We start from the raw sequence: 23,848 nt of genomic DNA, 5'->3' as shown, positions 1-23,848 counted from the left end.
GACGAGTCACGCGACGCGGAAAGGTGTTGATACGAGTCGTAGTCAGGCCGAAGCACTGTGATTCATCGCATGCCAGGCACGTAGCACCGAATAGCCGCGCCACGGCCGCCATTTCTCGGCAGCTTGTGCCGCGGCACGGGCGCTACCCACACCGAGGGCTTTTTGCAACGCGACGTCGCCGGCAGGAAAGGCGTCGGGCCAACGCAGTGCGCGCATGGCGATGTACTGCGCCGTCCAGTCGCCGATACCCGGCAGTGTGCACAATTCAGCGCAAGTCGCCGCGACGTCTACGCCAGGATGCAAAGCGATGCGCCCCTCCAGCACGGCGCGCGCTAGCGCATGCAGCGCGGTCTGACGTTGTCGCGTGATGCCCAGCTGGCCGAGCTCGTCGCCAGTGGCAGCGGCCAGGGCAGCAGGCGTGGGAAAGAGACGATCCAGGCCAGCGACAGGCGTTTCGACCGGATCGCCAAAGGCGGCAACCAGACGCGCGCCCAAGGTACGTGCAGCAGCTACGGTGACCTGCTGACCCAACACGGCGCGCACCGCCAGCTCGAAGCCGTCCAGCGTGCCCGGTACGCGCAAGCCTTCACCCAACGGGAAGGCGGCGTGCAGCGCCGCGTGGATGGCGATCGGGTCGGCGTCCAGATCGAACGCGGCGCGCACACGGTTGATCAGCGCCGGCAGGGCGGCGGCCAATGAATCGCTGATCGTCAGCACGGCCTGCGCGCGATCTTCGTCGAAGCGAGCGCGCAACCAGCCGCTGCGAGCCTGCGCACCTTGAAAAAGCTGCAACGTTCGCGTGTACTCCAGACCCGCGACCTGCTCCACGCCCGGCAACGCACGCAGGCGTAAAAAGCCTACCATCGCCTCCACGTCATAGGGTGGCCGCCAGCCCAATCGCACGCTCACGCCTTGCCCATCCGATGCGGATTTGGCCCGGCGCAAGGCGCTGGGATTCAGGCCGTAGTGGCGCGAGAATGCATCGTTGAAGCGTCGCACGCTGGAAAAGCCGCTGGACGCCGCGACCTGGCTCATCGGCAATCGGGTATCGGCAATCAGCTGTTTGGCCGCCAACAGCCGGCGTGTTTGAAGATACTGGAGCGGCGAGACACCAAAATGTGCGTCGAAAATGCGGCGCAAATGGCGGTCGCTCACACCCAACCTCTGCGCAATGCGCGGCATCAAACCGCCGCTCGACTGCCCGAAGGTCGGGAGTGCGGAGTTCATGTGCCGCCATGCGTCGGGTTCATCCATCAACCTTGCCGCCTGCAGCGCCAGGATGCGCGAAGAGTCCTCCGTGCTCCAGGAGGCCGCGCGCGGGGCCAATTCGGGGCGGCAACGCAAGCAAGGCCTGAAACCGGCCGCTTCGGCTTCTGCCGCATGACGGTAGAAGCGGAGGTTCTCGCGACGCGGTGTCTTCACACGACATACCGGACGACAGTAGATGCCGGTGCTGGTGACGGCCGCAAAAAAAGAGCCGTCGAAGCGCGCGTCGTGCGCCTTCAGCGCCAGGTAGCAGGCGTCGCTGTCGGGGGTGTCGATGGGGGTAGGCATGGGTGACATCGTATATCCTGGGCGCCCACGACGTGCGCCATTTTCGGACATGTGGTCTGTTGGCTCTGCGCCAATAGGCACCCAGCATCTCGAGCTTCCGGGATTTGCGCCGGAAGAAAAACGGACCGGCCTCAGCCGATCCGTGTTCAGGTCTTGCCGCCGACGGGCGATCCGTGATGGTTCGGACCGTGCGTTCACTTACGCTTTCTTGATCAGCTCGAGTTGCGTCAGCGCCGCCACGCCGTCGTCGAGGCCGAGTTCTTCGACGATCAGGCCGTCCTTCAGGCGAAGAACCGTGGTCCCGGTGAAGTGCATACGACGGCCGGTCGCTGCAGGCAGGGACCCGATCAGGAAGTCGCTGAAAGCCGGGCCGGTATGCGTGCCGCCACCTTCCCACTGACCGACCACGTAGTCGCCTTCGGCGATCAGGTCCGTGACACCCCAGAAATTGAGATCCGGGAAGGCGGCACGGAAGTCGGTCATGAATGCCTTGATGTCTTCGCGGCCGCGACGCGGTTCATGCAACGAGTACTTCAGCAGCATGTCCGGCGCAGCGATCTCGTCGACGATACCGAGGTCGCATTTCTCGCCCCAGAAATTCGTGAACCAGCGGCCGACGACTGCCTTGTTATCGTCTTCCTTCGACATGTTCGACTCCTTGATGATCCTGGTTGATGGGGAGACGGAGGTGCTCCGCTCGGAACGAACAATAGCGATCCGGCCTGCGCGCTTCTACTCGTTTCTTGTGGTGAAATTCAAGAAGTCCTCATCTTTTTACAGACCCTGATCCGTGCGAATCTGAAAGCAAGAAACGGAGCGAAGAAACGATCGAAAAGAGATATCGTTTTCGTCGATGAGACAAATCGAGCGAATGGCGGACGTAGCTGTCAAGCGTCCGATGGGCTCCAGGGGACTGCCCTGAATGCTCGTCTCGCGCTCGGTGAGGACGAGATGAAAATTGTCGGGTATCTCGCAGACGTATTCGATCTGTTTCACGTCGGGCATCTCAACGTGCTTGGTTACGCACGCGACCGTTGTGACCATCTGATCGTCGGTGTAGCGACAGACGATTCGTCTCGTCAAAACACAGGCATCAAGCCGTTGATCCCGTTTGCCGAACGAATCGAGATTGTGCGCAGCATTCGCTTTGTTGATCGAGCCGTTGCGGATACCGGAGCCGCCAGTCTTGATACCTGGCGCAATCTGCACTTCAGACGCCCGTTCATCGGCCATGACTTGTCCAGTCCTTCGGCGACGGCGACGCAAACCTTGAAGCTTCGGCTCGACAAGTATGGTGTCGACGTGTTCTGTCTGCCGCCACGCTCCGGTACCACAAGCGCCGGGTTGCGAGACACGATCGAAAACATCAATCGGCTCGCGGGCGATCACGCGTTCGATATCGATCCACAGTCGTTGCGAATCCGCCGGGAGCTTCAATAGCGCGCGGCATGAATGGTGAACGGTGCGCCCTCTGCCAGATTCGTCAGATGGATTGGCAGTGGCGACTCATTTGCAAGGACCACAAACAAAACGCGATGGAAATTGATGCTCGATTCGCCACCGACTGCGATGGCGCTGTCTGCGACCCCGATATGGTCCTGCGCGTGCTGTACGCGCGGGCCCAGATTTCGACGCCGAGGAATGAAGTTCGAATGGACAGGCTGGTAGCTGGATCGCTGGACCTCGACGACCATGAAACTCTCTTGCTGGAAGAGTTGGCCGGCGGAACGTGTGTTCGAACGATGAGAGCGCCGGCGCACTTTTTCACCGTTTTGAAGCAGGCGATCAGCGAGCTGAGACTGTCGCGACTGTTCTGTTCCAGCAGCCAGGGGGAATTCCATCGGAGTATTTGCCCGGCCGCCTATGACGAGCGATCCGGGGAACATCATCCGGCAGAAATGGCCGAGTGGCGGGCCGCTTTTCGCGCAATGGCGCCGGAACAACAAATGATGGCGGCAACGATCGTGTGGATGTACCGGTCCGGAGCCGATTCCATTTGGTTACGGCGGGTGCCATGCACGTGGCTGGCGCAGGAAGCGTTGCGCTATATGGGCGACGCCGGTTGCCTGACGATCTGGATCAGGTTGATCGCGAGATTTCCAGGCTGGTGAATCGGGGCGCCTTGCGCGAGTTCTACAGCAAGAAATGGAGTTCGGCTCGGGGCCATCATCGGTAAATTCAGTGCATTCGGTTTCCGGACAAGCGCCATGAAAACGCGTCCGATCGTCACGTTCAAATACAACTTCCGCGCGCCCGGGATTCGAATCGATCGGGTTTTGGTCGCCAACGGTCGATACGGGATCTGCGCGATTTTCCGAGACGTTCGTGGAAGAGGCAATGCCAATACAGGCTGAGAAGGTAGAGGCTGATTGAGGAAAGCCGTGTTTTGGAGTAACCGCCATGCTGGTCAACATCATCGGAGCGGGCGCTTGCGCAGAAGGATCGCTTCTGCCATCACCGCTGCATCCTGCCTCAATTGCTCCGCGCGTGGCGTGCACACGGAGGTTGTGATGCCTATGAGTGACGGAAACTCGCGAGTCGATTCTCTGGAGACTTCCAGTGTTGACGAGCAGGCCCTGCAGCGCGCAGTTGAATCGCATTGTCAGTCGCTCGTTGACGCTGGAATGGCATTCTGGCGAATCAACAGCGACGGACAGACGGAGTTGCAGATGGCCAGTGGCGAAGCCTACCTGTTTGGGGATGGTGGTGTCACCCGCTGCAGATGATCGAGTCGAACGAACCCGACAACCCGGGTCGGTACCGAAACGCTCGTGCTTCGCGCTTTAAGGGCATTCATGCGATCGTACGTTTCTTTCTGAATCGGGTCGAAGATCCGATGGCTGAAATGTCGCTCGTCACGGCCATACGCCTCGCCCGGCGCACGTGCAGCCTCATCGAACGCGTCGATTGCTCGAACCCAATGATGGCCGTTTCTGCGGCCGAAAATACGCTCCGATCGTAACGGAACCTTGCAAGTAACGAACTCCGAAGAACACAGAAATGACAACCTCCTCTCCTTCATCGAAGGTCTATGAAGAAGCTGTGCGATTCTTGTCGGAAGTCGATGCCGACTGGGCACGCCATATCGCCGACATCGGTCCATGCCGACATGAACCCAAACCGGCACGCGAGCCCTACGAAGCACTGGTGCGCGCAATCGCCTATCAGCAACTGCATGCGAAGGCGGGAGACGCAATTCTGGCCCGGCTGCTGGCTCTTTACCCCGAAAGCGCCTTTCCGACGCCCGAACAACTGCTTGATACCGATCCGGCGAAGCAGCGCGCCTGCGGGTTCTCCGCTACCAAGCTGGAAACCATTCGTGGCATCGCGCAGGCAACCATCGACGGCGTGGTACCCACCAGAAATGAGGCACAGGACCTTTCCGATGACGAAATTGTCGACCGCTTGATCACGTTGCGCGGTGTCGGGAAGTGGACTGTCGAGATGTTCCTGATCTACACGATGGCCCGACTGGACATCCTGCCCGTGAATGATTTTGGCGTGCGCGAAGGCTACCGGCGCCTGAAGGGGCTGGAAAAGACCCCGACGCCTCGCGAAATGGACGCGGTCGGTCAGACGTTGCGCCCCTGGAGAACGGTTGCCGCGTGGTACTTGTGGCGCTTGCCCGCCCGATAGAGTTTGTCCGCAAGAATCGGAGTTCTTGCGATTGAATTCGCACCTATCCTTGGACCGTGATCAAATTTTCCGGGCAACTGCAATGGAATCGACCATGTCGACGATGGACGCTTACACGACGGATGACGAACGTTGGGAAGCGGTGCGTACACGAGATCGTCGCGCCGACGAATGTTTCGTGTATGCGGTGAAAACGACCGGTGTCTATTGCCGGCCGAGCTCGTCGGCCCGCCTTCCCAAACGCACCAACGTCGAGTTTTTCGCGACGGCATCGGAGGCCGAAGCGGCGGGGTACCGGTTGAGTCTCCGGGCCCGCAGCGATCAGTCCAGCGCGGAAGCTGCACGTATCGACGCAGTGGCGAAGGTTTGCAGGTTGATCGACGAAGCCGAGACGCCACCGAAGCTCGAGGAACTGGCCGCGCACGTGGGCATGAGCCCGTTCCATATCCATCGCCTTTTCAAGGCGGAAACCGGATTGACGCCCAAAGCCTATGCGTCGGCCTCAAGGGCTCGAAAGCTGCGTTCGAAATTGAACGGATCCGGGGCGTCGGTGACGAGCGCGATTTATGACGCAGGCTTCAACTCGAACAGCCGCTTCTATGAGCATTCCGACCAGCTGCTCGGCATGCGCGCTCGCGACTTTCGAGCGGGGGGCACCGGTACGGTCATTCGGTTCGCTGTCGGCCAATGCACCCTCGGTGCGATCCTCGTTGCCCAAAGCGAGCGGGGTATCTGCGCGATCCTGCTTGGCGATGATCCTGACGCGCTCGTGCGGAATCTCCAGGACCAGTTTCCGAAAGCGCAGTTCGTCGGTGGCGATGCCGGGTTCGAAGCGTTGATCGCACAGGTCGTCGGGTTCATAGAGGCCCCGTCCATCGGCCTGAACTTGCCGCTGGACGTTCGTGGCACGGCCTTTCAGGAGCGCGTGTGGCAGGCGCTGCGCGACATTCCGCCGGGAGTCACCGTGAGCTATGCGGAGATCGCTCAGCGTATCGGGGCGCCGAAGGCGACACGTGCCGTCGCGCAGGCCTGTGGCGCAAACCATATCGCGGTCGCGATCCCGTGCCACCGCGTCGTACGACAGGACGGCGATATCTCCGGATACCGATGGGGCGTCGATCGCAAACGCGAACTCCTGCGACGCGAAGCCAAGTCGTGAGCGCGCCGAATCCAACCCGCAACGTGACTTTCGACATGACTGAATCTTCCATCGGATGCGACGCTCCGGACTGGATCAGCATCGGCGCTCAACTTGATGCCGAGGGATACGCACTGCTACCCGGCGCGTTTGACCGGGCCGTGGCCCGTGAGCTTGCACGCCGGATCATGGCGGACGGTGCAGGATCCCGGTTGCCGCTCGATTCGCTCGAACTCGGGCGCGGCGAGATTGTTCGCTTCGGTGCGCAACTGCCGGAGCCGCTGGCGTCCTGGCGTGCCTCGTTGTATCGAGACCTCGCACCCATCGCCAATCGCTGGAACGAGACGCTGGATGTCGAGTACCGATATCCGTCGGAACTGGACGATTTCCTGCAACGCAACCGTGACGCGGGGCAAAGCCAACCGCTGTCTCATCTGAGCCGGTACAGGGCCGGCGACTATCTGGCCTTGCATCAGAGCAGCGATGGCGCGCACGTCTTTCCGATGCAGGTTGTCGTGCTGCTCAGTGAAGCCGGCGAAGACTTCACGGGCGGCGAGTTTGTGCTCACCGAGCAGCGTCCGCGGATGCAGTCTCGCCCGATGGTTTTGCCGCTCGCGCCAGGCGATGCCGCGATCATCAGTACGGCACAGCGGCCCTTCAGGGGAAGCAAAGGCTACTACCGCGTCAATCTCAAGCATGCGATCAGTCGCGTTCGCGACGGTGAGCGGCTCGGCATCGAGCTGTCGTTTCACAACGCCCCGTGACTGCATGGAAGACAGCGACCATGACGCAACCACGGCACTTCAAACTTGTCGGCAGGGACGGCAGACCGTATGACAGCGTCGTGCCGGGCACGCTTGGCGGGCATCGACGCAATCGCATCTACGGCCGGCTCGATTGCCGGTCCGCGCTGCAGGCGATCGCGCGCGGGGGATACGTCAAGCACCGTGTGTTCTTTCAAGACGAGGACACCGCTATCGCGGCAGGTTATCGTCCGTGCGCAGTCTGTCTGCCCGGAAAATACGCGGCATGGAAGGTGGCCGCGGCGTTACGCTCGAATAGCACACACACCAAGGAGCTGCGCTCATGACCAGACAGGCGACGCTGTCGCTCGACACCGATCGTGCGGAGGTCGACGAGGAGCCGGTAGACGCCTCGGTCGAAGCGAGAATCGCAGCGATCGATTGGGCGGCATTCGAGCGCGACTTGACGCGCGATGGATACGCGGTACTTCCGAAATTGCTCGCACCCTCGCTCTGCGGCGAGGTAGCGGCCTATTATCCCCAGGACGAGCGCTTTCGCAGCCGGATCGTGATGGAGCGGTACGCGTTCGGTCGAGGCGAGTACAAGTATTTCGCACGACCGCTACCGGATATTGTCGGGCAACTACGTGAATCGCTTTATTCACGCCTCGCGCCCATTGCAAACCGCTGGCATGGCTTGATGCGGATTGACTTCAGGTTTCCTGCCACGCTTTCGGCATTCCACGCCGTGTGCCGTCACGCAGGGCAAACCCGGCCGACGCCGCTGCTTCTGCGGTATCGAGAGAACGACTATTGCTGCCTGCACCAGGATTTGTACGGCGAGTTCGTGTTCCCGTTGCAGGCGATCTTCCTGCTCGACGAGCCTGGGCGCGATTTCGACGGCGGCGAGCTCGTGTTGACCGAAAGCGATCCGAAGAAGCCGGGCCGGGCCGAGGTTGTGCCGCTTCGGCAAGGCGACGCGGTCGTGCTTGCAGTGAACCATCGGCCGGTAAAGTCGTCACGGGGATTCTATCGAGCGGGGCTCCGACACGGAGTGAGCCGGTTACACCGTGGCGAGCGGCGTACGCTCGGCGTCATTTTCCACGACGCGAAGTAGCGTCGGATGGCGGTTGTCCCTTCCTTGCGGGGCTCGGATCATGTATCGCATCGGCTACGCGCCTGGCGCGTTCGATTTCTTCCATATCGGTTATCTCGATCTGTTGCGAAAGGCTCGGGAGCAATGCGAATTCCTGATTGTGGGGGGCGCCGCAGACGAGGCATTGATCGAGCATAAAGGCGTGACACCGACGATTCTGCTTGCCGAGCGCCTGGCCAGTGGTTCGGATTTGCCGGGTGATACACCATTCATAACGTACCGGGGAATCCTGGAGCAGCGGATTTGAGCGCAAGAGACGGAGTGCGATCGCGGCGTGTCGCATCTACAGTAGATACACCGTTTCTCACTTTCCGCCCGGAGCGAATCATGCAGCTTTTTCAGAGTCGTCTCGAGACCCCGATGGGTGCCATGTTGCTTGTCACGGATCGACAAGACACGATTCACGCGCTCGAATTCGCTAGCCACGTTTCGCGTCTGTATCGCGGTTTGAGCGAGCGTTATGGCGTGTCGGAATTTGCAAGCCGTTCGGTCCCGGAACCGATCTCCCGTGCCGTCGAAGAATATTTTGCAGGCGAGCTTTCAGCGATCAACGCGTTATCGACCGCAACTGCCGGGACGGATCTGCAGCAGCGCGTGTGGCACGCACTGAGGTCCGTCCCGCCGGGCACGACCACGACGTCCGGGAAGCTCGCGAAGGCGCTGGGCTTTGATGACCCCCGTGCGGCGATCGACGTCGGAGCAGCCAATGCAGCCAATCCTGTCGCGATCGTGGTGCCGTGCCATCGCGTGATTGCGAGCAACGGCGACCTGAAGGGTTATGCGTGGGGCGTCCACCGGAAGCGCTGGCTTCTCGGGCACGAGAAGGTTCCGGCATTCGCCGGTCGGGTTCCGTATGCGATGTCGCTTCCCGGGTTCTGAGATTATTCGGATTGCGTAGCATCATGGACACGCTGGATTGAACTGAAGGACGTGAATGGCGAGCCTCTGGGCTTCGCGATCACCTTCACCATCGATACGTCCGCGCCTCAGTACGCAGGCGATCTCGACCAACAGGCCGTGGTCCACCGATTGGCCAAGCGTCCGGAGGATTGGGTCGTTCAACGACTATCTGTTCCGGACATGCCAGGGCTTGCGTTCCAATGGCCTTCGCGATGCAGCGCTCGAACATCTGGCGTCGCTGGTACGGATTGCGCATGAAGACGACGGCGCCGCAGGCTCGCGTTTGCCGGTGTATCGAGGATCAGCGACACAGCTCGCGCTGTCGTCGGTCGCGCCGATTCGATCCGCAGGCGGCGATGCGATTACGGGGCTCAATCTAGTGCAAGCCTTTGAGCTTTATGAAGGTGTGGAGCGCCTTCCGTTCAAAGATCAATTTTTATGCGAATTCCGTAGGGAAAAGTCACCTTTTCTGCTGATTCTTCGAGGGAACACTCGCGGAAAAGATGATCGGGCGATTGATTTGCATGGATCGTAGCAGCCCCGTTTTTTTTCGAACCTGCAGCTTGCGGCGGCGATTGCGGTCGATGCGTTCCGTCGTCCTCGCTGCGGGCCGATCGAGACGATCGTATGGCCGGATGGTCGGTGCCTTGCCGGCTTCCGCAACCGTTGCCGGCAATCGATCGTGACGCAGCGGCATGCCGGTACCTACCCGCTTGCCGATGACCCCCGCGAGACATTGACAGTGGCCCCCTTAATTCCGCAGTAATTCATGTAATGCAATCTACCAAAACATCGAAGTTCATTATTTAAATATTCGAAACTATTTAAATAATTTTCTTTTAATCAAACAAAACTTCCGCGCTGGCAAAGGTATTTAAATCCGTGCCGTCATCCAATGTGAATGTTTCTTCCTGACGCAAGCCTGTCAGGGCTCGCGAGGCGATTAAGATTTTCGACCCTTTATATGAAAACTGAAAATTCTCCGAAAATGTAAAGCATTGCAATATCAAAGCGGGAGTTGAGCATTTCGATTGCGATGAGTGATTTTATTTGGCAGGATTTTCATCAAGTTGCTCGATTTAAAGAAAACAATACAGTCGGCCATTCAATTAGCCGAAATAACAAGTGCCGGATGAGTAACGATTCGAAAGGAAGCTGACGAAGAAACTGGTAACGAGGCGGCGAACGGGCAACATCGTTCGCGATCATCGACGCAATCGTTTGCCCGGGCGTCGATGCGTCACTCGAGCGGTCCGGGCCAATCCGATACGGGGCAGCCATGGCGATACTCAAGAACGATTCATCCGGCGAAGCGTGCCTGCTCCGCGCGTATCACGTGTTCGGCCGCGATGCCGCGCGCTGCGATACGGTCGTCCCGGATGCGTCGGTGTCCCGTGTTCACGCCCATATCCGCTGGATCGGCGGGCTGTGGGAGCTCCACGATCACAGCAGCAACGGCACGTCGCTTTCCGGCGTGCCGTTACGCCACGGCGAGCACGCGGTGCTGCAGCCAGGCGACGTGATCCGGTTCGGCAGGGCAGGCATCGCGCCGTGGCGCGTCGATGCGCTCGACGATCCGGCCGATACGCTGTGGCCGATACGAGGCGCTGCGCATCCGATCGTGCTCGCGCCGCGCCAGATCCTTGCCGCACGCGCCGCGCAGCCGGTCACGATCGTCCGGTCGCCGGCCGGCGAATGGCTGTGTGACGACACGTTGCCGCCGCGCGCGCTCCATGACGGCGATGAAGTATCGACCGGCGACGTCACGTGGCGCCTGGCACTCGCGCGCAATGGTTCGACGATGATGCTCGCCGCGCCCGCCGATCCGGCCGTGCCGGCACAACTGCTCGAATTCCTCGTCAGCCGGGACGAAGAGCACGTGCGCATGCTGCTGCATGTTCGCGGGGGCGTGGTCGACCTCGGCGAGCGCGCTCACCACTACAGTCTCGTCACACTCGCCCGTGCGCGCGCGGCCGGCATGCAGGCCGGCTATGACGCCGCCACGCAAGGCTGGATCGAACTCGATCGGCTGGCGCGCATGCTCGGCATCGATACGTCCCATGTCAACGTGCAGATTCACCGCGCCCGCAGCCAGTTCGCGGCCTTGCCGGGGCTGGGTGCGAGCCAGCTCGTCGAGCGCCGGCGCGGCAGCGTCAGGTTCGGCGATTTCCCGTTCCGCGTCATGCGCGGCGAGCATCTCGAATGCCAGTCGGTGCCGCCCGCCCAGCCGCGTATCGGCGTGCGTCGTCCGGCGCCGGACCCGGTAGTCCATTGCTCGTGAACACGCGAGAACCGGCCGTGTTGCCGACCGTGTCCCGCGCGCCCGTCGTGCCGGAAGCGCTTGAACCTCGGCAGCCCGCCGCACCGTTTGCGGAACTTGCCGGCAAGTGGCATTACCGGCTCGGCTCGTTGCTCGGCGAAGGCGGCAATGGCGTGGTGTTTCGCGCGACCTGCGACGAAACGGGACAAGCCGTCGCGATCAAGCTGATGCGCGATGACGCCGCGCGCACCGCGCTGGAGCGCGCGCGCCGGCGTGCGCGCTTTCAGCGCGAGACGAGCCTGTGCGAGGCGCTGCGGCACCCGAACATCGTGGCGTTGCTGGACAAGGGGGAAGCGCCCGACGGCCGGCTGTTCGCCGTATTCGAGCTGGTGCAGGGCCGGACCTTGCGTGACCGGCTCGTAGCGGAGGGGCCGCTGTCGGCCGTCGACACGGGCCGGTTGATGACGGAGGTGCTCGACGCGCTCGCGGCCGCGCATCGGCGGGGCATCGTGCATCGGGACCTGAAGCCGCAGAACATCGTGATCACGATGGCCGATGACGGGCCGCACGCGAAGCTCCTCGATTTCGGCATCGGTGTGTTCCTGCCCGGCGCGGAAGACGTCGGTCGCCAGACCTTGACGCTGGCGACCGAGGTGCTTGGCTCGGCGTCCTATTGCGCGCCCGAGCAATTGCGCAACGAGCCGCCGACGCCCAGAAGCGATCTGTATGCGTGGGGCCTGGTCGTGATCGAATGCCTGACGGGCGATGTCGTCATGCGCGGCGCGAGCGTGGCCGATATTCTCTATCAGCAGCTCAGCCCGGTGAATGTCGCGTTCCCGCCGTCGATCGCGTCGCATCCGCTCGGCGCGGTATTGCGGCGCGCGCTGAGCAAGAATCCGGAGCAGCGCGCCGCGTCGGCCGACGAACTCGCTGAGCCGTTCCGCGCGCTCAACTTCGCGGCGCTCGTCGGCCAGTTCGATGCCGGCCGCGCAAGCGGGCAGACGCGTCCGCGCCCGTTCGCGCCCTACATCGAGACGATCGCAACGGTCGGCGGGTACCGTCAGATCACCACGCTGTGCTGTTGTGTGACGATCACCGGAGAGGGGCGGCGACGCCACGCCGGAATCGATCACGACGACTTGCTCGACGGCTACGAGGAGCAATGGCAGACGAAGTGTGCGGACCTCGCCGTCGGTTATGGCGCACAGGTCGACGCACGGCTCGGCGACACGCTGCTGTTCCATTTCGGCCTGCAAGGCGACATTGACCGGCCGGCGAGGCGCGCGGTGCGCACGGCACTCGACATGGTGCGGATGGCCGAGCGCGCACGGCTGCCGGTGCCGGCGGCGGCCGGCGGCGACGCCGGTGACGCAAGCTGGCGCGTCGAAGTGGCCGCCGCGATACACGTCGGACAGGTGCTCGCACATGCGTCGCGCATGTCGGGCGTATCGACGCCCGCCGTGGCTGCGCGGCTGCTGCGGCTTGCCGGGCCGGGGCAGATTCTGATCAGTGACGATGCGCGGCTTGCGCTCGAACGGCATGCGGACTATCGGCCGACCTCGTTGCGGCTCGCGCGGGCGGGCCTCGAGCCGCGGCCGGTTCACGAATTGCTCGGCGAGCGGCGCGCCGATACGCCGTTCGATTCGCTCGACGCCGGCATGCGGGCACCGATGGTCGGCCGCGCGCGCGAACTCGACGCGCTCTTGCGTGCGTGGCAGGAGACGCTCGCACGGCATCGTCGCGCAATGCGCGGCGCGCCTGCGCCGCACGGTATGGCGCGGCTCGTGGTCGGCGGCGCGGGAATCGGCAAGTCGCGCCTCGTGCACGAGTTCTGCGAGGCCGTCCGGATCCAGGGTTACGCCTGCGCGTATTGCGGGTGCCTGCCCGAGCGGGAGAATCACGCGCTGTTTCCGATCCTGCGATTCATCGCCGCGCACTGGCATATCGACGCCGACAGCCCGGCCCGTATCGCGCTCGCGGCGATCGACACCATGATCGGGCCGCTCGAATGCGATCATGCGGCGGCCCGTGCCGCACTCGCGGCCTGGCTGGGGGTGCCCTGCGACGGGAGAGGGCTCCTGTGGTCGAGTGCGCGCGAACAACACGCGTTGTTCGACGTCCTCGAGCAACTGATCGTGTCGCTCGGCAATGGCGCTCCGGTGCTGATCGTCGTCGAGGACGTCCAGTGGATCGATCGCTCGACCGAGGACTTTCTTGCGTACCTGCAGCGCTCGCCGCGCGCAGCGGCGCTCGGCATCGTGTTCACGTCGCGCCCCGACAAGCTCGGGCGCTGGCGCGGTGCAACCGAACGCCTGGCGCTGCGCCGCCTGCCGCGCGACGACGCGCGGCGCCTGATGTCGGCGTGTCTGGGCCAGGGCGAGCTCGATCCGGCCTGGCTCGACCAGCTCGCCCGGCGCACGGCGGGCATCCCGCTGTTCATCGAAGCCGTGGCGCGCGAGCTGACGATGAACGGCGCGGACGGCTCGCTTGCCGAGCTGCGGGCAACGGACCCTTATCCGCTTCCGCTCAGCCTGGGCGGCATGCTCGGACTCGTGTTCGACCGGATCGACGACGCGCGCGACACCGCGCAGCTTGCCGCGACCATCGGGCTCGACGTGGATGCGCAATTGCTCGCCGACGCATCGCCGCACGATCGGGCCACGCTCGACGTGCATCTGCGGCTGCTGCTCGAAGAGCGCATCGTGTACGCGCAACATCGGCGCGATCGCGTGTTCTATTCGTTCCGCCACGCGTTGGTTCGCGATGCGGCGTATGAGTCGATGCCGCCCGCCGTGCGGCGCGGCAACCACGCACGCGTTGGCCGCGCGCTGGCCGCGCAAGCCGATCGCGGCGCCGGTGCGCATGCGTTCGGGGTCGCGGAGCACTTCGCGCGCGCGGGTGCCGTTGCCGACGCGATCGCCCACGGCATCGACGCGGCGTGTCGCGCACTCGGACGTTCCCGGTACGACGACGCGATCCGCTACGGGCAGTCGGTGTTCGACTGGCTCGGCGACGCCGACTACGCGCAACGCGAGCACGACCGCGCGCGCATCCGCGCCACGTTGACGCACGCGATGATGGCACGGTTCGGCTGGGCGGATCCGCAGGTGCGCGAGCATGCGGAGCAGCTGTTGCGGCAGATGCAGACGCTCGACGACCCGGAGCTCGAGATCAGCGCGCTATGGACGCTGTCGACCTACTACCACGTCGCTGGCGATCGTCCCACCGTGCGCGGGATCGGCATGCGGCTCGACGCGCTCGCGACCGAGCGTGGCGATGCCGGCGTTCAGGTCGCGGCGGATGCGATGCGCGGCATGAGCCTGTGGGTCGACGGCGACTATGCGCGCGCCCGCACCGCATTCGACGCAGCGCTGGCCGGCTACGACGTGCGGCGCGACGCGGGCCATCGGCGCATCCTGGGGCTCGATACGCGCGCGTGGACGATGGCGTCGCTCGCGAGCGTGCGCTGGTGCATGGACGACGATCCGCAGGCCTCGCTCGCATTGGCGCGCGAGGCTGTGTATTGCGCGACCTGCCTCGACCATTTGCCCACGCTCGGCGTCACGATGATGTACCTCGCTCGCACGCACCAGCTGGCGGGCGAGCGCGACGCGACCCGCACGCTGTCGGAAGCGATTCTCCGTCTGTCGGAGGGGCATCGGCTGCGCGCGGTCGGGCACTACGCCGCAATCATTCATGCGTGGGCGCAAGGGGATCGCGCGGGCGTCGTCGCGCATCTCGAGGCGCAGCGACAGTCGGGCGGCCTGCTCGGCCTGACCTACTACGCGTCGCTGCTGGCCGAGCTGGATGCCGGGCGAGGCGACTACCCCGCCGCGCTTGCGCAGATCGAGCAGTGCCTCGCGTGGTGCGAGTCGACCGGAGAGCGGTATTACGAAGCACAGCTGCTGCTGAAGAAGTGCGAGTACTTGCGCCAGGCCGATCCGCGATGCGGCGGCGTGGCCGCGCTGGCCGCGTGCCGGCGCGCTTGCGAAGTTGCAACGGCGGCGGGCATGGGCCGCATTGCCAGGCTAGCCGGAGTGATGTTGCAGTCGTTGCCGTAAGTCGTTTCATTCATCAATCAGGAGAACATAGCGATGAGCAAGGATCTTCGATTACCGACGTACGAACAGTTTCTCGAGTATCGGGAAACCGTCATCCGGGCGATCTCCCTCGCGTGGCATTCCCCGGCGTTTCTCGACGAGCTGGAGGCCAATCCGGCCCACGCGTTGCGCGAGCATTTCGACTATCACTTTCCGTTCAATCTCGACCTGAAGGTGCAGACCAAGTCGTCGGCCTGGACGCCGGGTGTCAACGGTGACTGGGCGTCCGGCCCGAAAAACAAGCTCACCCTGTTCCTGCCGCCCGCGCCGGCGGACGAGACGCAATTCGAGCAGGCGCTGGCCGCGTACAACGCGAACCACATCACCAACATGGAATGACACGGGGAACCCGACATGGCAAAGGACAACGCTAATCCGACGCTCGAATCGATGCTGGAGTTTCAGAAGGTCTATCTGAGAGCGATCGCGCTTTCCTGGCGGAACCCGCAGTTCAAGGATGAACTGCTGGAGAAGCCACTGGAGACGCTGGCGAAATACTTCGGTTACCAGTGCCCGTGGATCATCGACATCGAGATCGTCAAGACGGACGGCGATCATGGCTGGACGAACCACGGAAACGGCAGCGGAAGCTGGAACCTGCCGCGCAACGTGATCACCGTCGGCATACCGGAGCAACCGACTGATCCGGACGAAGAGGCCGTCGCGCTCGCGGCCTACTGCGACGCAGGGTCGAGCTACCAGTTCACCTGCTGCTGACCCGGCGCGGCCGAGCCGCACCCCGTCGCGTGGCCCGGGCCGGTTGCCCCGGCCGCGCGATGTTTGTTGACCCACCGCACGGAACCCGACGATGCTCGATGACCTTTCGCGCGTGTTGCGCTTCAAACCGCATTTGCTCGTGCTCGATGCGGGCCCCGAGACGCTGTTCGTCGTCGACGAATTCAAACGCGCGATGCTGTCCGGCGCGATCTTCGTGCGAATTGCCGCGTGCTTGCGGGCACGGATGACGATTGCCGAAATCGTGACGTCGCTTGCCGGCACGTTTGGCGAATGGGATGTGCTTGCGCGGCTCGATCACCTGGTGCGTCGCGGGTACGTGCGCGCCGACTCGCCGCACGACGACGATGCGGCGCGCGGTTTCTTCGAGCGCGCCGGCCTCGACGGCGATGCCGCTTGTGCGCGCGTCGTCCGACTGCGCGTCGCGGTCGAGGCGTTCGGTGCCGACGATGCGGCGCTCAGGCACGCGCTCGACACGGCCGGCATCGAAGTCGTGCCGGACGCCGAATTGACCGTCGCGATTACCGATACGCACGACCGCGACGATCTCGCCGCGTGCGCCGCCCGCGTGGCGGCGCGCGGCGGCGCATTGCTCGTCGTGGCGGCCGGCGGCGTGCAGACGCTGATCGGGCCGTTGCTGGCCGGCGGCGGCGCGCTTGCCGACGCGCCGTGCATCGAATGCGTGCGCTACTGGATTCGCATCAACCGGCCGGTCGAGGCGCTGCTCGCGCGCCATCACGGCAGCGATGCGACGCGTCTGCCGCCGGCTGCCTCGCGCGCCGGGGCAGCCGCGGCGGCGGCGCTCGTGGCGGCGACGGTCGAGCAGATCGCCGTCAATCGCACGGCATCGGAACGGTTGCAAACCCATATCGTGGCGCAGCGCATCGACACGTTGGCCGCCGAACGGCACCGCGTGCTGAAGCGTCCGCAATGCCCGTGCTGCGGCAATCCGGCGTGGATGCGCGAACAGGCGGCGCGGGCGCCGCGGCTCGCCGAGCATGCACCGTTGGCGCGCGCTGATGGCGGCTACCGTACCGCCGACCCGCAACAGGTGTTCGAGCGTTACGCCCCTCTGATATCGCCGGTCAGCGGCGCGATCGCGTACCTGCATCCGATGCCGAAGCGACACGCGGGCCTGCGCAAGGTCTATGCATCGGGCTTTCTCGTGTGCCCGGCCGCCGTACCGGGCAGCAACCGGTTCGACAGGATCTGCTCCGGCAAGGGCCGCACCGACGAACAAGCCCGCGTGAGCGCGCTATGCGAGGCGCTCGAACGGTTCAGCAGCGTGTATCAAGGCGACGAGGCGACGCTGACCGGAAGCATGGCAAGCCTGCTCGCCGATCCGGCATGCGACGCCGTCCCGATCCACGTGAACGATCTTCAGCAGTTCAGCGAACGGCAATTCGACGCGCGGGATGCGATCAACGCATTGACCCGCGATGTTCGAAAACAGGTGCCGCCGCGCTTCACGACGCGTGATGTCATCGACTGGACACCGGCCTGGTCGCTCGTGACCGGCAGGCGCCACCTCGTACCGCTGAGCTACTGCTATGCGGAAACGCCGGACAGTGCGCAGGCGCATGCCGCATGCGTACACAATCCCAACGGCTGCGCGGCGGGATCGAGCATCGACGAGGCGATTTTGCAGGGGATGCTCGAACTGATCGAGCGCGATGCGGTCGCGATCTGGTGGTACAACCGGATCCCGCGCCCCGGCATCGATCTCGCGAGTTTCGACGATCCGTATTTCGATGCGCTCGTGCATGAATACACGACGTTGGGGTGGCGTTTGTGGGCGCTCGACATCACCACCGATCTCGGGGTGCCGACGGTGGCCGCGCTGGCGGAAAATCCACAGGACGGGCGCTTTTCGATCGGCTTCGGCTCCCATCCGGACGGCCGGATCGCGGTGCAGCGCGCGCTGACCGAAGTCAACCAGTTGCTCGATGTCGCGGCTCAGGCGCCGCACCCGTGGGATCGCGACAAGCTTTCGGCGACCGGATTCCTGTATCCGGCGAACGGCGTGCGCTGCACGACGCGCTCGACGTGGCAGCCGATCGACACCGCGTCGTTGCCGGCGGCGCTCGCGCATTGCGTCGGGCGCATCGCGGCGGCCGGCATCGACGTGCTCGTCGTCGACAAGACGCGGCCCGACATCGGCTTGTCCGTGGTGCAAGTCATCGCGCCGGGGCTGTGTCATTTCTGGCCGCGTTTTGGCGCGCGACGGCTTTATTCGGTTCCGGTGGAACTCGGGTGGTGCGCACTGCCGTGCGGCGAACCGGAGTTGAATCCGGCACTGCTGTTTCTGTGACTCGGCCGGTTGTTCGCCGGCTCGATTCCGGCGCGCCCGCTCAAATACCCATCCGCCCGGCAACACCGTCGCGATCGACGAACTTGTGTTTCAGCGCGGCCGCGACATGCATGGCCAGCAGCAAGCCGAGCGTCAGCACCAGTGCGCGATGCAGCGCGTCGGTCAGGAGCCGCAACGGCTCGTCGCGGCCGACGAGCATCGGCAGGTTCGCGATGCCGAAGAAACTGACCGGATGCGCACCGGCGAGGCGGTGCACGTAGCCGGTCGCCGGCACGAGAAACAGCAGCAGGTACAGCACGCCGTGCAGTGCGCCGGCGATCCGCGCCTGCCATGCCGGAACGCTGTCCGGCAGCGGCGGCGGCGTGTGCGTCGCGCGCCACACGAGGCGCGGCACGGTCAGCATGAAGATCAGGCTGCCGATCGACGCGTGATAGAACAGGATGCCGTTGAACTGCGACGAGTTGTGCGGGAACGTATCCATGTAGAGCCCGATCGACAGGTTCGACAGGATCAGGATCGCGATTGACCAGTGCATGGCGATCGCGAAGCGTGCGTAGGCGGTGTGGTTGGGCTGTGACATGAGCGGTCTCGCTGTTTCGGGTGGGGTGTCGCACGCCCGCACGTCCGGCGCGGCGAAGGCGTGGCGACCCCCGATATACCGGAGCCGGGGCGGATTTATTCCCGTTACATGCTTCGATCGCCGCTGTCTTGTTGTTGCTCCGCATTTATTACGGCATCCGGAAGGGTGAGCGGTCGCCGGAAACAGCGTTTCAAGACCCCGGAATATTTCGATGCGCGAGCCGGTAAGCCCCGGGGCTGCATCCAAACCGTGCCTTGAACGCCCGCCCGAAATGCGTGATGTCCGAGAAGCCGCACGCGATCGCCAGCTCCAGCAGGTTCCGGTTGGTATCTGCCGGATCCTCCAGCGCGCGCCGGCTCGCTTGCAGCCGGTATTCCTGGATCAGGCTCTGCGGCGTCTGGTTGGTCGTGGCGAGTGCGCTGTAGAGCGTGCGCCTCGATACGTTCAATGCGCTTGCCAGCCGGTCGGGCGACAGGTCGGGGTCGTGGTAGTGATGCGCGAGATGGATTTCGGCATTCATGCGCAAGGCCGCGCTGCGCGCGTCGGCGCCGGTCAGCGAATCGCCGGCTTCGCGGCGGATCACCGAATCGAGCAGCATCAGCGTCGACTGTTCGAAGCCGAACAGGCTTTCCGGATCGTTCGGCACCTGCCCGTCCATCAGGAAGTGGATGGACTGAAGCGCCAGCCGCGCATTGCCGACGGTCTGGCGAACCTGGACGCCCGCCCGCTCCACGAACCACCGCCACATCGTGCTGCTGCGCGGCGGCGTCAGCGCGGCGACGAAGCGCGACGCGTTCGCGGATTCGATCCGGTACGGCTGGGTCGCGTCGTAGATCACCCACTCCCCCGGATTGACGGTCGACGTCGTGTTGCGCTGCGTGATGCGGCTTTGCCCGGCGATCTGGAACAGGATCTTGTAGCAGTCGCTTTCCGCGCGCGCAGCGAGTGCGCGATCGCGGTCCACCCGGACGGCCGTGGTGTCCACCTCCGCCATGCGCAGCCCGCCCACCGACGCAACGCGCACCGACATCCGGAAAAGAGGGCCGGTGTCGTGGAAAACCAGCGGCAGAAAACTCTCCGCGACGAGTTCACGCAGATTGGCGCTGCCGTTGCTGGCGCTGACGACGAGTTCATGTGCCATGGCCGGGAGAGGGAAGATCCTGGAACGTACCAAGGTTAATGCAAATGCCCGAGGCGGGTAGGCGAGCCGTGCATGCAGATGGTCGGCGGCGGGCGCGGATCGCGTCATTACACGCATCCTGACCGAAATTCCGCCCCGCCGGTCGCGTGCCGCGCGGTTCTGCACGCTGAGGCCAAAAGTGTGCACGGAGCGCCGATTTGCGCGGGCGACGCGCTCCTAGAATCGGCAAGCGGACGACACTTCGTCCGCCCGGGGCGTGCCTTCGCCGGCGCGATGCCCGCCGCGTCGCGGCGCACCGCACGGGCCGGCTCGCGCCATTCAGAACAACCACCGATTTCAAGGAGACGCCGCCGAAGGCGGACGACGGACGCAGGCCGCGGCAGCGCGGGCCGGCGCAGGTCGCCGGGCGACGGCGGATGCATAGCAGATGTCCGATAGAACCTTCGATTACATCGTCATTGGCGCCGGGTCGGCGGGCTGCACCCTTGCGACCCGTCTCGTCGAGCGCCGCAAGGGCACCGTCCTGCTGCTGGAAGCGGGCGGGCACGACAAGGACCTGTTCATCCACATGCCGGGCGGGATCGCCAAGGCGATTCCGCGCCATACGTGGCCGTATGCGGCCGAGCCGTCGGACGACGTGAAGGGCCGCTCGATCGCGGTGCCGCAAGGGCGCGTGCTCGGCGGCTCGAGTTCGGTCAACGGGATGCTTTACGTGCGCGGGCACCGCAACGACTACGACCGTTGGGAGAACGAATTCGGCTGCACCGGCTGGGGCGCGGACGACATGCTGCGCTACTTCGCGAAGGCGGAGAACAACGAGTCGCTGACCGCGCCCAATCACGGCAACGACGGACATCTGCAAGTCACCGAGATCCGCTATCGCCATCCGCTGTCGCAGGCGTTCGTGCGGGCCGGCCAGCAGATGGGCCTCGATTATCTGATCGACTACAACGGCGAGCGGCAGGAGGGTGTCGGGTTCTATCAGGCGACGATCTTCAACGGCGAGCGCGGCTCGACGGCCGCGACCTATCTGAAGTCGGTCAGGCACCGCCAGGAACTGCAACTCGAAGTCGATGCGCTGGTGGAGCGGATCGAAATCGAAGGCGGCCGTGCAACCGGCGTCACGTATCGGCAGGGCGGCCGCAAGGTGACGGCCCGGGCGCGTGCGGAAGTCATCCTGACGGCCGGCGCGATCGGCTCGCCGAAGATCCTGCAGCTTTCCGGCATCGGGCCGCGCGGCGTGCTCGACGACGCGGGGGTGGCGGTCAGGCACGTGCTGCCGGTCGGCGAAAATTTCCACGATCACCTGCACATGTCGGTCAACGCGACCATCAACGCGCCGATCTCGCTCTACGGCGAGGATCGCGGCTGGCGCGCGCTCAAGCACGGCATCCAGTGGAAGTGCTTCCGCTCGGGCGTCCTGACGTCGCCGGTGCTCGAAGGGTTCGCGTTCGTCGACACCTGCGGCCAGGGGCAACCGGATGTCCAGTTTCATTTCCTGCCGACGATCGACTCGTTCGACGATCCGGTCGGCGTCACGCGGGGTCGCACGCACGGCATCACCATCAAGACGGGGCATCTGCAGCCGCGTTCGCGCGGCCGCGTGACGATCCGCTCGTCGAACCCGGACGACTTGCCGCGCATCGATGGCCGCTACTTGTCCGACCGCCGGGACGTGGACGGCCAGATCCGCGCGGCGAAGCTCGCGCTGAAGCTGCTGCGCCAGCCCGCGCTCGCCGCACTCGTCGACGAAGTCTTCTCGCCGGACTGCCCGCCCGACGACGAAGCCGCGATCGAGGACTGGGTGCGCGGCGCCGCGAAGACGGTCTATCACCCGGTGGGCACGTGCCGGATGGGCACGGACGCGGCGTCGTCCGTCGTCGATCCGCAACTGCGCGTGCACGGCATCGCGGGGCTGCGGGTGGCCGACAGTTCGACGATGCCGAGTATCCCGAGCGGCAACACGAATGCGCCGACGATCGCGCTCGCCGAAAAGGCGTCGGACCTGATCGCGAACGCGGCCTGACCGATTTTTCATCCCAATCGATTTCCGGAGGTAAACAGATGGCGCTGGTACAGATGCTGGACGAAGTCAAAGCGTTTCTCGCGCGCGAGCAGGGTCAGTACATCGACGGGCGGGCGGTGGCCGGCCGCGGTGGCGAACGGATCGAGGTCGTGAACCCGGCGACGCGAGCGGTGGTCGGTTCCGTCGCGCAGGCGACCGACGACGAGATCGAGGCCGCGATCGCGTCGTCCGATCGCGCGTTTCGCGGCGAGTGGGCGCGCATGACACCGGCCGATCGCGAGCGCATCCTGTTGCGGTTCGCGGATCTGATCGATGCGCACGGCGAGGAGATCGCGCAGATCGAAACCGCGCAATCGGGCAAGCTGATCGGCGTGTCGCGCATGATCGAGGTCGCGTGGTCGGCGCGCTGGCTGCGCTACTACGCGGGCTGGGCGACCAAGATCGCGGGCGAAACGCTGGCGCCGTCGTTTCCGAGCATGAATGGCGAGCGGTACACGTCGTTTACGCTGCGCGAGCCGCTCGGCGTTGTCTTCGGCATCATCCCGTGGAACTTCCCGGTGATGATTCCCGTATGGAAATTCGGTGCGGCGCTCGCGACCGGCAACACGGTGTTGATCAAGTCGTCGGAATTCACGCCGCTGACGATGCTGCGTATCGCCGAGCTCGGTACCGAAGCGGGCCTGCCGCCGGGGACGCTGAACGTCATCAACGGTGCGGGCAAGGTCGGGGCAAAGGTTATTCGGGATCCTCGCGTGGCGAAGGTCTCGTTCACGGGCTCGGTGCCGACCGGCCGCATCATCGGCGAAGAAGCCGTCAACGCGAACCTCACGCGCTTCACGCTCGAACTGGGCGGCAAGAACGCGGCCGCATTCCTGCCGGATACGCCGGTCGAGAAAATTCTCGACGGCGTGGTCGAGGCCGGGTTCCTGCACAGCGGGCAGATCTGCGCGTCGGCGGAGCGCTTCTTCGTGCATCGTTCGCAGTTCGATGAAGTCGTCGGAAAACTGAAGGCGCGCCTCGACAGCTTCGAGCCGTCCGATCCGATGGACGACGCGGGCATGATCGGCCCGGTCTGCAACGAGCCGCAGTTCCGCAAGTGCCTCGATGCATTCGCGCAGGCGAAAGCGGAGGGCGACGACATCGTCGCGGGCGGCGGCGCGTATGCGCGCGACGGGTTCTACGTGAAGCCGACGCTCGTCGTGCCGAAGTCGCTGCAGTCGAGCGTGTACCGCAACGAAATCTTCGGGCCGGTCGGCGCGTTCGTGCCGTTCGACGACGAGGACGAACTGATCGCGATGATGAACGACACGCCGTTCGGGCTGACCGCTAGCCTCTGGACGAACGATCTGTCGAAGGCGCTTCGTCATGTGCCGCGCATCGCGGCGGGCACCGTGTGGGTGAACATGCATACGCTGGTGGATCCGGCCGTGCCGTTCGGCGGCGCGAAAGGGTCCGGCGTCGGCCGCGAATACGGGTCGGCGTTCATCGACGCTTATACGGAACCGAAATCCGTGACGATCCGCTTTTGAGTGCAGGACAGGCGCGTTGCCGCATGAAGGCCCGGTAAC

General features: G+C 64.4%; 21 protein-coding genes. 17 read left to right on the top strand and 4 right to left on the bottom strand.

Translation table 11 applies throughout. From position 1 onward, the window contains the following. Positions 1–42: 42 nt before the first annotated feature. Positions 43–1,554, bottom strand: a complete 1,512-nt coding sequence (locus ACPTTF_RS33005) for a DNA-3-methyladenine glycosylase 2 family protein (protein ID WP_423369811.1) — start codon at positions 1,552–1,554, stop codon at positions 43–45. A gap of 198 nt (positions 1,555–1,752) precedes the next feature. Beyond that, the gene (locus ACPTTF_RS33000) at positions 1,753–2,202 is read right to left on the bottom strand and encodes an ester cyclase (RefSeq protein ID WP_166955741.1); all 450 of its coding nucleotides are present in this window, start codon (positions 2,200–2,202) and stop codon (positions 1,753–1,755) included. Positions 2,203–2,505: 303 nt separating this feature from the next. On the opposite strand from ACPTTF_RS33000, the gene ACPTTF_RS32995 reads away from it, so the two are divergent. The 15 genes from ACPTTF_RS32995 (at position 2,506) to ACPTTF_RS32925 (ending at position 18,533) form a co-directional block, all read left to right on the top strand. Then, the gene (locus ACPTTF_RS32995; RefSeq protein WP_423369810.1) at positions 2,506–2,994 is read left to right on the top strand and encodes an adenylyltransferase/cytidyltransferase family protein; all 489 of its coding nucleotides are present in this window, start codon (positions 2,506–2,508) and stop codon (positions 2,992–2,994) included. A gap of 47 nt (positions 2,995–3,041) precedes the next feature. Next, entirely contained in the window at positions 3,042–3,665 is a 624-nt protein-coding gene (locus tag ACPTTF_RS32990) for a hypothetical protein (RefSeq protein ID WP_423369809.1), read from the top strand. Positions 3,666–4,554: 889 nt separating this feature from the next. Beyond that, a complete protein-coding gene (locus tag ACPTTF_RS32985) occupies positions 4,555–5,190 on the top strand; it encodes a DNA-3-methyladenine glycosylase family protein (protein ID WP_423369808.1) in 636 nt (211 codons plus the stop codon). A 94-nt stretch (positions 5,191–5,284) separates the two neighbouring features. Beyond that, positions 5,285–6,349, top strand: coding sequence for a bifunctional DNA-binding transcriptional regulator/O6-methylguanine-DNA methyltransferase Ada (gene ada, locus ACPTTF_RS32980; RefSeq protein WP_423369807.1), 1,065 nt, complete (start codon positions 5,285–5,287; stop codon positions 6,347–6,349). 35 nt (positions 6,350–6,384) lie between these two features. Further along, positions 6,385–7,092: a 2OG-Fe(II) oxygenase gene (locus tag ACPTTF_RS32975; RefSeq protein ID WP_423369806.1), complete on the top strand. Its 708-nt coding sequence runs from the start codon at positions 6,385–6,387 to the stop codon at positions 7,090–7,092. Positions 7,093–7,112: 20 nt separating this feature from the next. After that, positions 7,113–7,418: an Ada metal-binding domain-containing protein gene (locus ACPTTF_RS32970; RefSeq protein ID WP_423369805.1), complete on the top strand. Its 306-nt coding sequence runs from the start codon at positions 7,113–7,115 to the stop codon at positions 7,416–7,418. Then, complete coding sequence (locus tag ACPTTF_RS32965) at positions 7,415–8,188, top strand: 2OG-Fe(II) oxygenase (protein ID WP_423369804.1); 774 nt, start codon at positions 7,415–7,417, stop codon at positions 8,186–8,188. The genes ACPTTF_RS32970 and ACPTTF_RS32965 overlap by 4 nt, the downstream gene beginning before the upstream one ends. A 40-nt stretch (positions 8,189–8,228) precedes the next feature. Next, positions 8,229–8,474: an adenylyltransferase/cytidyltransferase family protein gene (locus ACPTTF_RS32960; protein ID WP_423369803.1), complete on the top strand. Its 246-nt coding sequence runs from the start codon at positions 8,229–8,231 to the stop codon at positions 8,472–8,474. 14 nt (positions 8,475–8,488) lie between these two features. Then, positions 8,489–9,106: a methylated-DNA--[protein]-cysteine S-methyltransferase gene (locus ACPTTF_RS32955; protein WP_423369929.1), complete on the top strand. Its 618-nt coding sequence runs from the start codon at positions 8,489–8,491 to the stop codon at positions 9,104–9,106. A gap of 55 nt (positions 9,107–9,161) precedes the next feature. Further along, positions 9,162–9,662 carry a hypothetical protein gene (locus ACPTTF_RS32950; RefSeq protein ID WP_423369802.1) on the top strand — a complete coding sequence of 167 codons (501 nt, stop codon included), beginning with the start codon at positions 9,162–9,164 and terminating at the stop codon, positions 9,660–9,662. Positions 9,663–10,406: 744 nt separating this feature from the next. After that, on the top strand, positions 10,407–11,408 hold the full coding sequence (locus ACPTTF_RS32945) for an FHA domain-containing protein (protein WP_423369801.1): 1,002 nt from the start codon (positions 10,407–10,409) through the stop codon (positions 11,406–11,408). After that, entirely contained in the window at positions 11,405–15,448 is a 4,044-nt protein-coding gene (locus ACPTTF_RS32940; protein WP_423369928.1) for a TOMM system kinase/cyclase fusion protein, read from the top strand. Before ACPTTF_RS32945 ends, ACPTTF_RS32940 begins: the two co-directional genes overlap by 4 nt. 33 nt (positions 15,449–15,481) lie before the next feature. Then, on the top strand, positions 15,482–15,826 hold the full coding sequence (locus tag ACPTTF_RS32935) for a BMA_0021/BMA_0022 family TOMM bacteriocin (RefSeq protein ID WP_423369800.1): 345 nt from the start codon (positions 15,482–15,484) through the stop codon (positions 15,824–15,826). 15 nt (positions 15,827–15,841) lie between these two features. Then, positions 15,842–16,204: a BMA_0021/BMA_0022 family TOMM bacteriocin gene (locus ACPTTF_RS32930; protein WP_423369799.1), complete on the top strand. Its 363-nt coding sequence runs from the start codon at positions 15,842–15,844 to the stop codon at positions 16,202–16,204. 91 nt (positions 16,205–16,295) lie between these two features. Then, positions 16,296–18,533: a TOMM precursor leader peptide-binding protein gene (locus ACPTTF_RS32925; protein ID WP_423369798.1), complete on the top strand. Its 2,238-nt coding sequence runs from the start codon at positions 16,296–16,298 to the stop codon at positions 18,531–18,533. 40 nt (positions 18,534–18,573) lie between these two features. Here ACPTTF_RS32925 and ACPTTF_RS32920 read toward each other — a convergent pair whose 3' ends face one another. Together ACPTTF_RS32920 and ACPTTF_RS32915 are read right to left on the bottom strand one after the other, a co-directional pair. After that, entirely contained in the window at positions 18,574–19,113 is a 540-nt protein-coding gene (locus tag ACPTTF_RS32920) for a cytochrome b (protein WP_423369797.1), read from the bottom strand. Between the two features lie 190 nt (positions 19,114–19,303). Then, the gene (locus ACPTTF_RS32915; RefSeq protein ID WP_423369796.1) at positions 19,304–20,362 is read right to left on the bottom strand and encodes a helix-turn-helix domain-containing protein; all 1,059 of its coding nucleotides are present in this window, start codon (positions 20,360–20,362) and stop codon (positions 19,304–19,306) included. 319 nt (positions 20,363–20,681) lie between these two features. Between ACPTTF_RS32915 and ACPTTF_RS32910 the strand changes: the two genes are divergently transcribed. Further along, complete coding sequence (locus tag ACPTTF_RS32910) at positions 20,682–22,280, top strand: GMC family oxidoreductase (protein ID WP_423369795.1); 1,599 nt, start codon at positions 20,682–20,684, stop codon at positions 22,278–22,280. A 38-nt stretch (positions 22,281–22,318) separates the two neighbouring features. Then, on the top strand, positions 22,319–23,809 hold the full coding sequence (locus tag ACPTTF_RS32905) for an aldehyde dehydrogenase family protein (protein WP_423369794.1): 1,491 nt from the start codon (positions 22,319–22,321) through the stop codon (positions 23,807–23,809). The last annotated feature ends 39 nt before the right edge of the window (positions 23,810–23,848 follow it).

Source organism: Burkholderia crassaminum (assembly GCF_964265005.1).
In the GTDB taxonomy this organism is placed as follows: Bacteria; Pseudomonadota; Gammaproteobacteria; order Burkholderiales; family Burkholderiaceae; genus Burkholderia.
The sequence above is the reverse complement of the archived record's forward strand: the minus strand, read 5'-3'. Positions and strand labels throughout refer to the sequence as shown.

Excerpts from the sequence above, each read along its gene's own strand:
- ACPTTF_RS32995 (WP_423369810.1), top strand. The coding sequence starts at position 2,506 with ATGAAAATTGTCGGGTATCTCGCAGACGTATTCGATCTGTTTCACGTC.
- ACPTTF_RS32925 (WP_423369798.1), top strand. The coding sequence starts at position 16,296 with ATGCTCGATGACCTTTCGCGCGTGTTGCGCTTCAAACCGCATTTGCTC.
- ACPTTF_RS32915 (WP_423369796.1), bottom strand. The coding sequence starts at position 20,362 with ATGACGCGATCCGCGCCCGCCGCCGACCATCTGCATGCACGGCTCGCC.
- ACPTTF_RS32910 (WP_423369795.1), top strand. The coding sequence starts at position 20,682 with ATGTCCGATAGAACCTTCGATTACATCGTCATTGGCGCCGGGTCGGCG.
- ACPTTF_RS32990 (WP_423369809.1), top strand. The coding sequence starts at position 3,042 with ATGGATTGGCAGTGGCGACTCATTTGCAAGGACCACAAACAAAACGCG.
- ACPTTF_RS33000 (WP_166955741.1), bottom strand. The coding sequence starts at position 2,202 with ATGTCGAAGGAAGACGATAACAAGGCAGTCGTCGGCCGCTGGTTCACG.
- ACPTTF_RS32970 (WP_423369805.1), top strand. The coding sequence starts at position 7,113 with ATGACGCAACCACGGCACTTCAAACTTGTCGGCAGGGACGGCAGACCG.
- ada (WP_423369807.1), top strand. The coding sequence starts at position 5,285 with ATGTCGACGATGGACGCTTACACGACGGATGACGAACGTTGGGAAGCG.
- ACPTTF_RS32960 (WP_423369803.1), top strand. The coding sequence starts at position 8,229 with ATGTATCGCATCGGCTACGCGCCTGGCGCGTTCGATTTCTTCCATATC.
- ACPTTF_RS32905 (WP_423369794.1), top strand. The coding sequence starts at position 22,319 with ATGGCGCTGGTACAGATGCTGGACGAAGTCAAAGCGTTTCTCGCGCGC.
- ACPTTF_RS32945 (WP_423369801.1), top strand. The coding sequence starts at position 10,407 with ATGGCGATACTCAAGAACGATTCATCCGGCGAAGCGTGCCTGCTCCGC.
- ACPTTF_RS32930 (WP_423369799.1), top strand. The coding sequence starts at position 15,842 with ATGGCAAAGGACAACGCTAATCCGACGCTCGAATCGATGCTGGAGTTT.
- ACPTTF_RS32920 (WP_423369797.1), bottom strand. The coding sequence starts at position 19,113 with ATGTCACAGCCCAACCACACCGCCTACGCACGCTTCGCGATCGCCATG.
- ACPTTF_RS33005 (WP_423369811.1), bottom strand. The coding sequence starts at position 1,554 with ATGCCTACCCCCATCGACACCCCCGACAGCGACGCCTGCTACCTGGCG.
- ACPTTF_RS32985 (WP_423369808.1), top strand. The coding sequence starts at position 4,555 with ATGACAACCTCCTCTCCTTCATCGAAGGTCTATGAAGAAGCTGTGCGA.
- ACPTTF_RS32965 (WP_423369804.1), top strand. The coding sequence starts at position 7,415 with ATGACCAGACAGGCGACGCTGTCGCTCGACACCGATCGTGCGGAGGTC.
- ACPTTF_RS32935 (WP_423369800.1), top strand. The coding sequence starts at position 15,482 with ATGAGCAAGGATCTTCGATTACCGACGTACGAACAGTTTCTCGAGTAT.
- ACPTTF_RS32950 (WP_423369802.1), top strand. The coding sequence starts at position 9,162 with ATGGCGAGCCTCTGGGCTTCGCGATCACCTTCACCATCGATACGTCCG.
- ACPTTF_RS32975 (WP_423369806.1), top strand. The coding sequence starts at position 6,385 with ATGACTGAATCTTCCATCGGATGCGACGCTCCGGACTGGATCAGCATC.